The sequence below is a fragment of the Myxococcales bacterium genome (assembly GCA_016706225.1).
Taxonomy (GTDB): Bacteria; Myxococcota_A; Polyangia; order Polyangiales; family Polyangiaceae; genus JADJKB01.
In genome coordinates this window covers 1-13,686 of the sequence record JADJKB010000016.1, presented here as the reverse complement: position 1 = coordinate 13,686, position 13,686 = coordinate 1, and the positions used below count along the sequence as shown (strand labels likewise).

Here is a 13,686-nt window from a genome sequence, read left to right as displayed (position 1 = left end):
GCATGAACAAGTTCACGAAGCTCCTGTTCGGTGCTCTGCTCGTCGTCGGTGCGGCAGCGACCGCACGTCACGCGCGGGCCGAGGGCGTCGTCCTCACGCCGGCCGCTCTGGACCCGGCCTCCCGCGCCAGTCTGAAGCCGAAATTGCGCGCGCACGAGCCCGCAACCCCGCCATGTTCCGAGCGGCTCGCGCTGTCGACACTTTCCGCAGTGCGGGCATGATGAAGTCGAGGAACAACCAACCGACTGCCGCGCGGGCATTCATGCGTTTGGGTCGAGAAGCATTGCTGCCGATGCTCGAGATGGTCGCGTGGCGCGCGGACACGCTTGGCCTCGATGACGCACAAAAGATCGCTCTCGGGGATGGTCTGCTTCAGGCCGTTGCTTTTGCCCGCGACCCGCGAGCAGGGCCGGTCCTGGAGGCGGTCTTCACGCGAGCCCAAGATGCCCGCTTCGTGGGCAGCGCTGCGGCCGGCCTCGGGATGCTCTGCCGCGCGCGCGACAGAGCTCTGCTCCTGTCACACGTCCGCGCGGGCGAGCCGAGGCGCGCCGAGGCCATTGCGGGGCTTGGACACTGCCGCTCGCTGGATGTGGCGGAGAGGTTGGCGAGCGTGCTCGCCGAGCCCATCGACGATGCGCTGGCAGTGACAACGGCCCGCGCTCTTGGTTATGTGGGCTCCAGCTGGGCGATTGCCGCCTCGAGGCTCGACGCCAAACAGGCTGACGCCATTCGTGAAGCGGCTGCGACGGCCCTGGCCCGGGGCTTTTCGCGCGGGAACGCCCAGCTCCGGACGGCAATCGCGAGAGCGGTATTGATGGTCGAGCACCCTGCGGCGCTCCCCGCCCTGCGCCGGGCCGAGCGCGGGGCCCCCTCCGACGTGAGGAAGGACGCTTCGGCGCTGCGGGGGCGATTGGAACTGAACATCGCACGCAGCAGCCGTCGGTGAGGCACCTGCGGAAGCGCGACCTGTCGCCGTGCGGCACGGACGCCGCGGTGTGGCCGGTTCGGTCACCACATGACCGCCTGGGTCACAGAAATGAGCGGCCGCAGCCCCGCGGCTCACGCCGAGCGGCGCTCCGGCGCCTCCTGTGCCTCCAGCTCCAGCAGTACTGCAATACCGGCCGCGACTGGCATCCTGGCCAGTGACCCGCAGAACGCCAAGAGTTCGTGCCGCTCGCGAGGGATCGGGTCATCGGCAACGATGACGAGAGCACCCGTTCCTCGGCTCACCGTCTGGAGCATCGCACGCGAAAGCTCTGACCTGCGGGCCCACTGCCCGACAGGGGCCGCGCTTCCCACCGCAAGAACCGCGCGGGTGACGGAGCGTCCGCTCGTAGCGAGCTCGACGGAGAGCTCGCGCACTCGCTGGATGAGCGAGTGCTGTCTCTGTCCGGGCTGCTGGACGATCACCGCGGTGTCCTCATCGACACGATGTTCATCGACCCAAGCCGGCCACTTCGCGCCGTCCTCCAGCACGATCAGCCAGGCATGGGACCTCGGTTCTACCGTTTTCATCAGCTTTCCTCCGGGTTGCTGCAGCGTTGGTCTGCAACCATCAGACCATCGGGGGGGCTCGTCGAAAGCGCTCGAAAGCCGCCGCCGGAACGCAGATTCGCGCTCGCGAAGTGACCAGATCGGTCGCATCCGCGCGCCACCGTCACAGGTTCTTTTCACCCTTGCATGCGCCAGACGCCCATCCGAAACGAGCTTAGTTCTGGCACAGCGTCTGCAGTGTCGAGGGGGCATGAGACCGACGGTGCTGAAACTCCCGCTCGTGACGCTGAGGACACAAGCCACTGCGAGGTCATCCTGACCGTTGGAGCGCTGCTCTTGCTCGCCGCGTTGGCCCCAAACCAGGCGTGGAACGCGCTGAGCCTGTCCGTTGATCCGGCGGGCTTGGCCTTGTCTCAGCCCGCGTCGCTGTTGCAACCGTATCTTCGCCCCTCGGGTGAGCGTTTCGGGTTTTCACCTTGGCGGTCGGCGACAGCAGATTTTCCCCTCGAGCTGGCTCGAGGTTGTGATGCTGACACCCCAAAGCCCGTCTCACTGCGGCGCGGTAACGAACACGACACACTCCGGCTCTTGGACTGCAACGGAGGCATCGCGCCCGATGCGCTGGATCGAGTGAGTATCCTCGCGCGGGAGGAGGGCGCGGCTCGCCCGCTGCTCCCTCTCCCGCTCACTCCGGTTTTGGAGCGCGAGGTGGACGACGAGTGGGTGGACGGAGTGAAGCTCTTGCGCCCGAGGCTGCTGTGGATGACCCAACGCCTCGCGGACCGATTTCCCGGGCGCGTCATCACGATCTACAGCGGTTATCGCCGGGATCGCGCGACGAGTCGCCACCGACAGGGGCGAGCGCTCGACATCAGCGTCGCGGGCGTGCCGAATGAGGAACTATTCCGCGAGTGCCGCAGGTTCATCGACGCCGCATGCGGCTTCTATCCGAACAGTTTGTTCGTTCACATCGACGTCCGGCCGCCCGGCACTGGGCACGCCGTCTGGATCGATGTGTCAGGGCCCGGCGAACGAGCTGAATACGTCGATGCGTGGCCCGGCGTGCTCGAGAGCGGTGGGCTCGCGTGGCGGCGCCACGGTTGACGCCAGCAGGCTCGGCTCAACCGCCGAACGCAAACGTTCCTACAGCGACCGCGCGCCAGGGCAGGGCTAATCCTTCACGCTTGCCCTCGGAGTTCTTGCCGGGACTACGGCAGCTCTCGCTGCCCATGCTCGTCTCGCAAACCTGGGTTGACACATGGAGGTAGGCGCCAAGCTGCACACCGAATCGGAAGAACTCCGAGAGCTGCCAGTCCGCACCGACCGCAACCGGGAACGCCAGCCCCTTCGCCGAGTAGGCGTAGACGCCACTGTCATTCTTGGCTTCGGTGGTCAGCTTGCCGACCCCGAAGCCGCCCTGCAGGTACGGATTGAGCTTGCTCGGCTCGACCCAATACCAGCGCGCGAACGGGGCGAGGTAGGTCGAGCTGAACTTCGCGTCAGAGGCCTCGGTGCCGAGCTTTCCCCGCCACGAGTCCCGAGGCCAGAAGCTCCAGATGGCCATCTCGAGACCCAAGCTGAAGTGGTCATGGAAACGCCAGGCCCCAGCGAGCGCAAACGCCGTCCCACCGGCCGCGGCGCACTCGCTATCGGGCTGTTTATCGGCGCAGATGGCGCTGCCGAAGCCCGCCAGCAAGTGCAACTCGACGGGCTGGCGGCGAGGGTGCGCCGACGATGAGTCGCGCGGGTCATCCGCAGGACGTTCGGGTTGCGGCGCCAAGGCGGGCCCGCGCGGAGCGGGGGCTCGAACCTGCGCCCGCGCCGACGTCGACGCGACCAGCACCAGCAGAACGGGAAACCACCGATCGCGGCGAGGCAACGGAGTGTCACTCATGGCAGTCCTCCGATCGTCTGCACGATCCGAGCCGCCACAGTGACACCAGTGTCCGAGCCCGGCACAGAGCTTGCGTTGTGGTGTCGGCATGCCCGCGACACCGAAGCCCGCTGAACTGGCGCTGCTCATGGTCTGCGGCGCGCTCTGGCTCTTGCCGAGTGTTGCCCTCGCCGAGCCGCCGAAGGCGACGGGAGCAAAACCCGACGCGCCATCGCTGAGCGTGCTGGTGGACGAAGCCATGGAACGACACCCGCGAACTTCCAAGGCAAAGGCCGCAGTCAGAGCCCGACGAGAGATCCCCTCACGCATGGAGAGCCTGCCGGATCCCGTGTTGATGGGCTCGCTCCAGAACGTTCCGTTCGACGACCCGCGGCTGAACGCGAGCGCCATGACCGGCGTACTGTTCACCCTCTCGCAGACCCTGCCCTACCCAGGCAAGCTGCGCCGCCGCGGCGACGTTGCTCGGGCTGACATCTCAGTCTCCGAAAAGGAGCTGGCAGCCACGCGCCTCGCCGTCGCGTTTGGCGTGAGCCGCGCGTATTGGCGCCTGCACTTCGCGGAGCGAGCCGAGCTGATCACCGGCGAGAGCGAGCACGCGATCAACGCTCTCGCCAACGCCGTCCACGCCCGATTCTCCGTCGCGCAGGCCGCCCAGCAAGACGCACTGCAAAGCCAGGTCGCTCACAGCCGCGTGCGCGCGCTCGTGGAACGCCGCCGGCAGGCGGTTCGCTCGGCGCAGCGTGAACTACTCGCCGCCGTAGGCCGCTCGCCGACCGGCGATCTGGGTCCCACCAGAGGACCGCCCCTCGTCGTGGCGAAACTCGACCGGCGCAAGCTCGCGCGCATGGCGCGCGAGAAGAACCCGGATCTCGCAGTGAGCAGCGCGCGCGAGCGCGTGAGTGCGAATCGAATCCGCGAAGCGAAGCAAGATCGCCTGCCGGACTTCATGGTGTCGGTCGGGTATCGGCTGCGCTTCGCGGCCAAGGGCGATCCGACCGAGGGGGCGGACATGGGGGTCATCAGCTTCGGTGGAACGCTGCCCATCTGGTCCGAGACCAAACAGTCCGCTCGGGTACGAGAGGAACGTCATCGACTCGACGAGGCCCGAGCTGCCACGCGTTCGCTGGCGCTCGACGTCAAGACAGAGGTTGAACAGCAGGTGGATGCCATCGAGCGGCTGGGCAAGGAGGTCGGTATTCACGAGAAAGAGCTGATCCCGGAGGCCGACCAGGCCCTCGATGCCAGCATCGAGGACTACGTGTTTGCCAAGGTCGAGCTCGTCTCGGTACTCCAGAATTGGGCAGCGCAGCTCGATGCCCGCCTCGAATACGAACGCCTGCTCGCGGAGCGCGCCGAGCGGCTGGATGTGTTGCGTGCGCTGATCGGCATCAAGCCCGGAGAACGACTGCCATGATTCGCCACTTCTCGAGCTGTTTGCTCTTGCTCCTGGCAACCGGCGCCTGCGACAAGTCACCGCCGGCGCACGAAGGGGAGCACTCGGCGCCTGCGGTTTCGGCCCCGGCTGGGGGGAAGATCGTGTTCTACCGCTCGAGCATGGATCCGTCGTTCGTCTCGGCGAACCCGGGCAAGGACTCGATGGGCATGGACCTCGTCGCCGTGTACGAAGGCGACCCCGCCGCCGATCTGAACACCATCAGCGTCGACGGGGCGACCGTACAACGGATGGGCGTACGCATCGCGCCGGTGAAGCGGGGCAAACTCGACCGCCTCGTGCGCGCCCTCGGGCGTGTGGATTACGACGAGTCCCGGATCTCGACCGTCAACATGAAGTTCGACGGCTGGATCGAGAAACTCTGGGTGGACGAAACGGGTCAATTCGTCAAGAAGGGCGCACCGCTGCTGGCCGTGTACAGCCGCGAGCTCGTCGCGAGTCAGGAGGAGTTCCTGCAGATCACCAAGAGCACCGCGAACGGGCCGCATGCGGAGCACCTCAACGACGCGGCTCGACGTCGGCTCGAGCAGTTCGACATTTCCAAGCGTTTCGTCAACAAGATCGAGGAGCGGGGACGAGCAGCCGGACCATCACCCTCTCTGCGCCGCGGAGTGGGTACGTCATCCACAAACGGGCGCTCGAGGGCATGTTCGCTCGCACCGGCGAGAACCTGTTCACCATCGGGGATCTGAACGCGCTCTGGGTGATCGCCAACGTCTACGAGTTCGACGCCCCCTGGGTCTACGTCGGCCAAGATGCGACGATCGAGTTCGACTACATGCCCGGCAAGGTGCTGTCGGCCAAGGTCGATTACGTCTACCCTCGCTCGATCAGAAGTCGCGCACCGTCGAGGTGCGGCTCCTCTTGCCGAACCCGAACGTCGAGCTCAAGCCGGGCATGTTCGCGACGGTGAGGATCCACACGGCTCCCAGCAAGAACACGCTGCTCGCTCCCCTCGAGGCCATCATCCGCAGCGGCGAGCGCAACATTGCGTTCGTGATGACCGGTCCGGGCCGTTTCGAGGGCCGAGAGGTCGAACTCGGCACACAAGGTGAGGAGAATTACGAGATCCTTTCGGGCCTGAAGGAAGGAGAGAAGCTGGTCGTGAGCGGGCAGTTCCTCCTCGACAGCGAGAGTCGCCTCAAGGAGGCGGTCAAGAAGATGCTCGGCTCCAACGTGAAACCCGCTGCTCCGGATATGAAGGGGATGGCCCACTCGATGAGCGACGCCGGACATGACTCGGCCGACGCGGGCGACGCACACAACGACGGACCCTCGATGAAAGCGAGCGACGATGCTGGGAAGACTCATTGAGCTCTCGGTCAAACATCGCTTTCTCGTCGTCCTCCTGACGCTGATCGCACTGGGCGGTGGCGCCTACGCGGTATCGACCACTCCGCTGGACGCGATCCCCGACCTCTCCGACGTGCAAGTGGTGATCTTCACCGAGTATCCCGGGCAGTCACCGCAGGTCGTCGAGGACCAGGTCACCTACCCGCTGACCACCACGATGCTCTCGGTTCCGAAGGCCAAGGTGGTGCGCGGCTACTCGTTCTTCGGCCTCTCGTTCGTCTACATCATCTTCGAGGACGGGACAGACATGTACTGGGCGCGCAGCCGTGTGCTCGAGTACCTGAACTACGTTCGGGACCGCTTACCGAGTGACGTCAGCCCGGCGCTCGGGCCGGACGCGACCGGGGTCGGCTGGATCTACGAGTACACATTGCAGAGTGATCGCCACGACCTCGCGCAGCTCCGCTCGATCCAGGATTGGCAAATCCGCTACGAGCTGCAGCAAGTGCCGGGGATTGCCGAGGTGGCGAGCGTTGGCGGCTTCGTGCGTCAGTATCAGGTCACGGTCGACCCGCAGAAGCTCGAAGCGTTCAACTTGTCGATCGACGCCGTTCGCACCGCCATCAAACAGAGCAACCAGGACGTCGGAGGCAGGGTCATCGAGCTTGCCGAGACCGAGTACATGGTCCGCGGCAAGGGCTACGTGAAGACGCTGGACGACCTGCGTAGCATTCCGCTCAGCGTTGGTGCAGACCACGTTCCCGTGCGGATCGAGGACGTGGCGAGTGTCGCCATCGGCCCGGAGCTGCGTCGTGGCGTCACCGATTGGGACGGCGAGGGGGAAGTGGTCGGCGGAATCGTCATCATGCGTTACGGCGAGAACGCGATGAGCGTGCTCGAGAACGTGAAGACCAAGCTCGACGCACTACAGAAGACGTTGCCCGCAGGCGTGAAGCTCGTTCCTGCCTACGATCGCTCCGGCCTCATTCAGCGTGCCGTCAGGACACTGCAGGAGAAGATCCTCGAGGAGTGCCTGGTGGTCGGGCTGATCTGCATTTTGTTCTTGTTCCATTTCCGAAGCGCCTTCGTGGCGATTTTCACGCTCCCCGCCGGCATTCTGCTGGCGTTCTCGATCATGCGCGCCCAGGGCATCACGGCCGACATCATGAGCCTGGGTGGAATCGCCATCGCCATCGGCGCGATGGTCGACGCGGCCATCGTGATGATCGAAAACATGCACAAGCACATCGAGCGCGCTGCGCCGGGGGAGAGCCGTTGGGACATCGCGGCCCGAGCGGCGAAAGAGGTCGGGCCCTCTTTGTTCTTTTCGCTCTTGATCATCGCCTTCAGCTTCCTCCCGGTGTTCGCCCTCGAGGCGCAAGAAGGACGCCTGTTCAAGCCCCTGGCGTACACCAAGACGTACTCGATGCTGGCGGCGGCCGTTCTGAGCGTGACGATCGTGCCGGTGTTGATGGGCGCCCTGGTGCGGGGGCGCATTCGGCCCGAGTCGGCCAACCCGCTCAACCGCGCGCTGTCATTCCTCTACCGCCCGTCGGTGCGCTGGTGTCTCTGGCACCCCAAGACCACGCTGCTCGTGGCACTCGTGGTCCTGCTCGGGAGTGCGTGGCCCCTCACCCGACTGGGCAGCGAGTTCATGCCTCCGCTCTACGAAGGCGATCTCGTCTACATGCCGTCGATGATGCCGGGGATCTCGACGACCAAAGCCAAGCAGGTCGTTCAGCAGACCAACCAGATCATCAAGAGCTTCCCCGAGGTCGAGCACGTCTTCGGCAAGGCGGGCCGTGCCACTACCGCCACCGATCCGGCGCCCCTCAGCATGGTCGAGAGCATCATCCAGCTCAAACCAGAGGACCAGTGGCGGCCAGGCATGACTCCAGAAAAGCTCGTCAAAGAGCTGGACGCCGCGATCCGTTTTCCGGGCGTGACGAACGCTTGGACGATGCCGATCAAGACCCGGATCGACATGCTCGCGACCGGCATCAAGACTCCGGTTGGGATCAAGATCGTGGGGCCCGACCTGGAGGTGCTGGCCAAGGTCGCGGAGGACGTGGAGGCCAAGCTGCGAAACGTGCCGGGCACCGCCTCCGTCTACGCGGAGCGCGTCACCGGGGGCTATTTTCTCGACATCGACATCAATCGCATCGCCGCCGCGCGCTATGGGATTCACGTCTCAGAGATCCAAAACGTGATCTCGTCGGCCATCGGCGGCATGAACGTGGGGCACACTGTGGAGGGTTGGAGCGTTACCCGATCAACGTGCGATACCCTCGTGAGCTCAGGCAGTCGATGGAGGGCCTGAAGAGCGTGCTCGTGCAATCACCGATGGGGCATTCGGTTCCGCTCGGACAGCTCGCGAGCCTGAAGTTCGTGAAAGGGCCCCCGGTCATCAAGTCCGAAGGCGCGCGGCCGAGCGCGTGGATCTACGTCGACGTCACCGACAGCGACATCGGCGGCTACGTTGCCCGCGCCCAGAAGGTCGTCGACAAGGAAGTGCAGCTCGCCCCGGGCTATCGTCTGATCTGGAGTGGACAATTCGAGTACATGCAGCGCGCTGCGAGCCGCCTGCGCGTGATCGTCCCCGTTACACTGCTGATTGTCTTTCTCTTGCTGTTTCTCAACTTCGGTTCCCTCAAGGAGTCGGTGCTCATCATGCTGGGCCTGCCGCTGGCGTCTGCCGGTGGTCTGTGGCTCTTGTGGACGCTGCATTACGACCTCAGCGTCGCCGTCGGCGTCGGGTTCATCGCCCTCACCGGGGTCGCAGCCGAGACCGGCGTGGTCATGCTTCTGTACATGAAACAGGCGCTGCGCGCCGGCCAAGAGGGTGACCTGCCCGACACACGGGAGGGCATTCGTGAGGCCATTTTGCGCGGTTCTGCTGCGCGGGTTCGGCCGTTGATGATGACGGTCTGTGCCATCACCTTTGGTCTCCTGCCCATCATGTGGAGTCATGGCACCGGCGCCTCCGTCATGAAACGCATCGCCGCACCCATGATCGGCGGGATGGTGTCGACGACGCTCCTCACCTTGTTCGTCCTTCCCGTCGTGTACTCACTGATCACGCGTGTCCGACGCGAACCACCGGAGCCGGCCGCAGCGCCAGCTACGCCACCGGCGCCAGACACTCGAGAACAACCTCCTGCGCCCGCCGAGCAGCCCGAAGGAGCGCCGGCGCCAGACACTCGAGAACAACCTCCTGCGCCTGCCGAGCAGCCCGAAGAAGCGCCGGCGCCAGACACTCGAGAACAACCTCCTGCGCCTGCCGAGCAGCCCGAAGAAGCGCCGGCGCCCCCTGAAGAAGCACCTGCGCCCCCCGAGGAGACCGAGCTTCCCGAGGAAGGTGAGAGTCACTGAGCGTCGGGCGACGCGCTGGGTGCTTGGGCCCTTCGGAGCACTTCCTTCGCCGTCGCTTCGTCGGCGACGCTGACGGAAACGGCGAAGCCACTCGGCACGGACTCGACATGGGCACTGACCCCTTTCGGGACGAGGGGGCAGTTCGGCATCTCCGGCATCTCGTGCCCGGCCGCGACGTTGCGCGCAAGGTGGCAGTCCACGAGGACCCGCAGCCACTCCACCGTCATTCCCGGCACTCGGCGGAAGACCACTCGGGCGCCGGCGAGGCTGCGCGCCGCCCCAGCGGTCGTTCGATACAGCGGTTCCACTTGGAGAATGTCACCCCGATGGGCAAAAGGACTCTCGTCGCGATCCGCGACTGGGATCCCGTCGCACGCTCGTTCTTCCGCCGTCCGAAGTGCCTCCGCAGCCGCCCGGTGTTCCTGCGCCAATCGCCGCAGGCGTTCGGTCTCGGCAGCGTGCCAGGCGGTAGGGTTCGAGACGGAATCCCAGCAGACCCCGCCAGGCGCGCTGGGGCAGTCGCGCATCTTTAGCGCAGCCGTCGGGTCGAATTCGGCAGCATGCGACGTAGCAGCGTTTTCGGATTCGACGGAGGCCCGCTCGTGCTCTTGGATTTGCCGGGAGCGGGCTGACGGGGGAGCTTGCGGCTCGGGCGCTGGTGAGCAAGCACAGGCCAGGAAGAGGAGTGTGAGGGGAGCATGCTGAGCGAGACGCATGGGGGGTTCGCTGGCAACGCCCATGCCAACCACCCGTCCGCCTGGCACGCCACTTGAATGACGGCAGAGCATGTCGAACATCACCCGCTCATCCATCTTCGTGCTCTTCATCCTCACTGCCTGCGCGTCCAATCCCGGCACACGCCCCGACGACATGAGTGCCGCCGAGCACCGTGAGCACGCGCAACACGACGAGTCCCAGGCCGGCGCACACGAAGCGCGCTACGACCCGAACGCGAGTGAGCCACGCACCGGCGCCATCCGGGCGTCAGGGAACTCGGGACTTGCGCTGGCGGACTACGAAGACAGCGAATACAACCCCACGGCCATCCACCTCGGGCACGCCGAGGAACAGCGCGAACACGCCGCGGAGCACCTGGCCGCCGCAAAAGCGCTGGAATCCTTCGAGGAAGCGGAGTGCAAGCGGTTCCGCCCTGCCACCCGTGCGGTCTGTCCGCTGCTCTCGGTCGTCACCGAAGTGAAGGACGTGCCCAATGGCGCCGCCGTGGTGCTGGCGAACGGGACCTCCGCCCAGGCCGTGGCGGATCACATCCGATGCCACCATGCGTTCGGCCGCTCGCAGCACTTCGAGCACATGGGTGCTTGCCCGTCCTACGTTCCCGGCCTGGAAGTGGCGGTTTCGAAGGACGGAAAGAGCGTGGTCTTGACCAGTAACAATGCCAAGGAGGCAGAGCAAATCCGAGTTCGTGCTCACGCGCACCAGAAGAAGTAACGGCAGCGGAATGTGAGCAACTCAGTCACAGGTGACCCAATGGCCGACCCACCAGCTGGCAGCTCGATGCGCCGAGAGTCAGGCTTTCCAGCACATATCGCAGACCGCGTCGCCTCTCGAGAGCGTGTGCGGGCGCGAATAGTGGCCGGCGAGCCCATCGGCGGCGAGGATGTCGGCGCCCGGCCAGTCGTAGAGGCACCAGGACCGGTAGAACGCATCGAGCTCCCCCATGATCACCGTCGCGTTCGATCAACCGGCGCACGAAGGACTGGGGCGGACAGTGTGTCCAGTGGGTGTGGAACCCGTCTGCGTCCTCCCAAGCTCGGACTGCGTATCCCGGAGCGCCGGGCGCGCTGAACGGGAACCGGAGCAGACCTCGGAGGGCGCGGCTCATGCGCGCGCGCGCTCCGAGCGTCCGACCGTCAAGTCTCAACGCAGCCATTGCCAGCATGCGCGAGTAGATCTTGAAACCAAGGTCCGCGATCAGCGTGGCTGCGTAGTCTCGAGACATCCCCTGAGCACACAGCGCTTGGTAGGCCGCGGTCGTCACCACGGCCAAAAAGACGTTGTGGCGATTACCGAGGTTGGGCAGCCGCTCGAGCTCTGCGCCGGGAAGCAGCTCCTCCACGCGCTCCCACGCTGCACGGAGGAACTCGTCGACGTCGGACGACAGCCATCGGCGTCTAGCCTGCCCGGCGAGATCCCATGCGCGGCCCTCGAGGATTTCCTTGGCTGCCCGCCGAGTGAGCGGCCGGTAGACACGAGAAAGAACGGCGGTAGTGAGCCCGGAAGAGGTCATGGCTGCCATGACTTGGGCAGGGAGCACGTGCCGTACCAACAGCGAACGCCGCGCCGGTGGTGCTCCGAACGTGACCTGCCCGGTCACACGGTGACCCTGGCGGTCACGGTTTGAGAGGCTTTCTGCCGCCTCTCTCCGCGCGGATGGCGGCACGAGCGTTGCACAACGTGGTGCGTGGTGACTCGAGGAACGGTTTCGGGGACCTCCGCGCGGCTCTCGGCCGCGTCCGTGGCCGTGCTGGCCCTGTTTGCGGTCGCCCTCTGGGTCGCGCTCTCCACGTTCGAGCACCTCGGCGCAGCGGAGACGGAGGTGGCAGAGCTGGAGGACACAAAACACGCCGGTCACGCCGTCGCCGCAATGATTCGTGAACAGTACATCCACCAGGCCCACACCATCATCGCGCGGGACCATTCGCACCTCATCCACTACGAGGTGGCAGTGCAGAATACTCGCGCCGCGACGCTGCGACTTCAGGAATTCGCGCGCGGTGACGATCAGCGAGAGAGAACTCGCGAGATCGCGCGATTGGTCACAGAGATGAACCGCATCTTCAAGTCTGATGTGGTCCCCACCGTGGGTTCAAAGGACACAGCCGCGGTGCGGCGCGGGCACGACGAGATCACGAGGATCGTCGTCAAGGTGGTCGCGGTGAGTGAGGGGCTGAACGAGGAACTCGAGCGGTTCAGCATGGAGGCGCGAGCCCGCGAGCGCGGGATGCGCGATCGAGCGCGCAGCGTGTTCATTGGTTGCTTTGTCCTGGCCATCGCCGTCGCTGGAGTCCTGGGGTACGTCATGTTGCGGTCCATCCGCGGCCGATTGGCGCGGCTGCACGAAGGCGCCGCGAACATCGCCAGGGGAGATCTCTCGACCCGGATCCAGATTGAAGGCGGGGACGAGTTCACCGACCTCGCCGAGGCGTTCAATCGGATGGCGGCGGACGTGCGGCGCCACCAAGACGACGCGGTCCGTTCGCAGAAGCTGGCGGCAGTAGGGCAGGTCGCTGCCGGCGTTGCTCACGAGATCAACAACCCGCTGGGCGTAATGCTGGGCTATTTGAAGCTCATTCGAAGAAACTCGGAGCTGACCGCCCTCGCCGGGGAGGAGCTGCGCATCGTCGAGGACGAGGCCCAGCAGTGCCAACGAATCGTTCGGCAGCTGCTCGATCTTGCGCGACCGCCGCGCTTCGATGGCGTGCCGGTGGATCTCTCCCTGCTGGTCAAGGAGTCGGTCGAACGCCTGAGTGAATCCACCGCCGGACACACCGGCGTCGAGTTCGCGTGTGCGGGCGCGCCTCTCGTACGAGGCGATCAGACCCAGCTGCGGGAGGTGCTGGCCAACCTCCTGAACAACGCGCGGGAGGCAGGCGCCGACCGTGTCGACGTCCAGTTGTCGAACCGCGACGGCCGGGTCTGCCTCGACGTCCGGGATGCCGGGCCGGGCATGGACGACGCGGTCCGTGAGCGAGTCTTCGAGCCGTTCTTCACGACCAAAGACCGCGGCACAGGGCTCGGCCTCGCGATTACCCAGGCCATCATCCACGCACATGGCGGGGACATCGCCATCGAATCCGAACGCGGCCTCGGCACTCGGGTTCACATCGATTTGCCGGAGGCCTCGCCGACGGAAGGGGACCTCGCATGACCAAGCCGAGAGTGCTGGTGGCTGACGACAAGGACACGATCCTCAGTCTGTTCGGCCGCATTCTTCAAGATCGATTCGCGCTGGTGACTGCCTCCGACGGTGAGCGTGCCTTGGCCTTGGCGTTGAACGACGAGTTCGACGTCGTCGTGACCGACATTCGCATGCCGGGCGCCGACGGATTCACCGTCCTGCGCGAGCTGAAGCGCGCCAAGCCGGAGGTCGAGGTCGTGCTGATGACGGCGTTCGGCTCGGTACAGAAGGCCGTCGAGGCCATGAAAGAAGGGGCCTACG

General features: G+C 65.6%; 13 protein-coding genes and 1 pseudogene. 10 read left to right on the top strand and 4 right to left on the bottom strand.

Annotated features, from left to right (window positions below):
* Positions 1–2 precede the first annotated feature (2 nt).
* Together IPI67_23910 and IPI67_23905 are read left to right on the top strand one after the other, a co-directional pair.
* A complete protein-coding gene (locus IPI67_23910; protein MBK7583230.1) occupies positions 3–221 on the top strand; it encodes a hypothetical protein in 219 nt (72 codons plus the stop codon).
* Positions 222–292: 71 nt separating this feature from the next.
* The gene (locus IPI67_23905) at positions 293–946 is read left to right on the top strand and encodes a hypothetical protein (GenBank protein MBK7583229.1); all 654 of its coding nucleotides are present in this window, start codon (positions 293–295) and stop codon (positions 944–946) included.
* Positions 947–1,059: 113 nt separating this feature from the next.
* Here IPI67_23905 and IPI67_23900 read toward each other — a convergent pair whose 3' ends face one another.
* A complete protein-coding gene (locus IPI67_23900) occupies positions 1,060–1,515 on the bottom strand; it encodes a hypothetical protein (GenBank protein ID MBK7583228.1) in 456 nt (151 codons plus the stop codon).
* A 216-nt stretch (positions 1,516–1,731) separates the two neighbouring features.
* Between IPI67_23900 and IPI67_23895 the strand changes: the two genes are divergently transcribed.
* Positions 1,732–2,598, top strand: coding sequence for a DUF882 domain-containing protein (locus IPI67_23895; GenBank protein MBK7583227.1), 867 nt, complete (start codon positions 1,732–1,734; stop codon positions 2,596–2,598).
* 16 nt (positions 2,599–2,614) lie between these two features.
* Here the strand turns inward: IPI67_23895 and IPI67_23890 are convergent, their stop codons facing one another.
* A complete protein-coding gene (locus IPI67_23890) occupies positions 2,615–3,388 on the bottom strand; it encodes a hypothetical protein (protein MBK7583226.1) in 774 nt (257 codons plus the stop codon).
* A gap of 88 nt (positions 3,389–3,476) precedes the next feature.
* Between IPI67_23890 and IPI67_23885 the strand changes: the two genes are divergently transcribed.
* The 4 genes and pseudogenes from IPI67_23885 to IPI67_23870 all read left to right on the top strand — a co-directional run bounded on the left by IPI67_23885 (position 3,477) and on the right by IPI67_23870 (position 9,506).
* Positions 3,477–4,802 carry a TolC family protein gene (locus IPI67_23885; GenBank protein ID MBK7583225.1) on the top strand — a complete coding sequence of 442 codons (1,326 nt, stop codon included), beginning with the start codon at positions 3,477–3,479 and terminating at the stop codon, positions 4,800–4,802.
* A 16-nt stretch (positions 4,803–4,818) separates the two neighbouring features.
* Positions 4,819–5,754 carry an efflux RND transporter periplasmic adaptor subunit gene (locus IPI67_23880; protein MBK7583224.1) on the top strand — a complete coding sequence of 312 codons (936 nt, stop codon included), beginning with the start codon at positions 4,819–4,821 and terminating at the stop codon, positions 5,752–5,754.
* Positions 5,694–6,155: a hypothetical protein gene (locus IPI67_23875; GenBank protein ID MBK7583223.1), complete on the top strand. Its 462-nt coding sequence runs from the start codon at positions 5,694–5,696 to the stop codon at positions 6,153–6,155. The genes IPI67_23880 and IPI67_23875 overlap by 61 nt, the downstream gene beginning before the upstream one ends.
* Positions 6,136–9,506: pseudogene (locus IPI67_23870) on the top strand (CusA/CzcA family heavy metal efflux RND transporter). The gene IPI67_23875 and the pseudogene IPI67_23870 overlap by 20 nt, the downstream one beginning before the upstream one ends.
* Here the strand turns inward: IPI67_23870 and IPI67_23865 are convergent.
* Positions 9,500–10,033, bottom strand: coding sequence for a hypothetical protein (locus IPI67_23865; protein ID MBK7583222.1), 534 nt, complete (start codon positions 10,031–10,033; stop codon positions 9,500–9,502). The pseudogene IPI67_23870 and the gene IPI67_23865 sit on opposite strands and share 7 nt — an antisense overlap.
* A gap of 259 nt (positions 10,034–10,292) precedes the next feature.
* Between IPI67_23865 and IPI67_23860 the strand changes: the two genes are divergently transcribed.
* Positions 10,293–10,955, top strand: a complete 663-nt coding sequence (locus IPI67_23860; GenBank protein MBK7583221.1) for a hypothetical protein — start codon at positions 10,293–10,295, stop codon at positions 10,953–10,955.
* Positions 10,956–10,980: 25 nt separating this feature from the next.
* Here IPI67_23860 and IPI67_23855 read toward each other — a convergent pair whose 3' ends face one another.
* Entirely contained in the window at positions 10,981–11,763 is a 783-nt protein-coding gene (locus tag IPI67_23855) for a hypothetical protein (GenBank protein MBK7583220.1), read from the bottom strand.
* Between the two features lie 168 nt (positions 11,764–11,931).
* Between IPI67_23855 and IPI67_23850 the strand changes: the two genes are divergently transcribed.
* Together IPI67_23850 and IPI67_23845 are read left to right on the top strand one after the other, a co-directional pair.
* Positions 11,932–13,395, top strand: coding sequence for a HAMP domain-containing protein (locus tag IPI67_23850; GenBank protein MBK7583219.1), 1,464 nt, complete (start codon positions 11,932–11,934; stop codon positions 13,393–13,395).
* On the top strand, positions 13,392–13,686 hold a 295-nt coding region (locus tag IPI67_23845), incomplete at its 3' end, for a response regulator (GenBank protein MBK7583218.1). The genes IPI67_23850 and IPI67_23845, both read left to right, overlap by 4 nt.

What these genes read in the sequence shown, in the direction of transcription:
- IPI67_23905 (MBK7583229.1), top strand. Translation starts at nt 293, where the DNA reads ATGCTCGAGATGGTCGCGTGGCGCGCGGACACGCTTGGCCTCGATGAC.
- IPI67_23885 (MBK7583225.1), top strand. Translation starts at nt 3,477, where the DNA reads ATGCCCGCGACACCGAAGCCCGCTGAACTGGCGCTGCTCATGGTCTGC.
- IPI67_23855 (MBK7583220.1), bottom strand. Translation starts at nt 11,763, where the DNA reads ATGGCAGCCATGACCTCTTCCGGGCTCACTACCGCCGTTCTTTCTCGT.
- IPI67_23865 (MBK7583222.1), bottom strand. Translation starts at nt 10,033, where the DNA reads ATGCGCGACTGCCCCAGCGCGCCTGGCGGGGTCTGCTGGGATTCCGTC.
- IPI67_23890 (MBK7583226.1), bottom strand. Translation starts at nt 3,388, where the DNA reads ATGAGTGACACTCCGTTGCCTCGCCGCGATCGGTGGTTTCCCGTTCTG.
- IPI67_23910 (MBK7583230.1), top strand. Translation starts at nt 3, where the DNA reads ATGAACAAGTTCACGAAGCTCCTGTTCGGTGCTCTGCTCGTCGTCGGT.
- IPI67_23860 (MBK7583221.1), top strand. Translation starts at nt 10,293, where the DNA reads ATGTCGAACATCACCCGCTCATCCATCTTCGTGCTCTTCATCCTCACT.
- IPI67_23900 (MBK7583228.1), bottom strand. Translation starts at nt 1,515, where the DNA reads ATGAAAACGGTAGAACCGAGGTCCCATGCCTGGCTGATCGTGCTGGAG.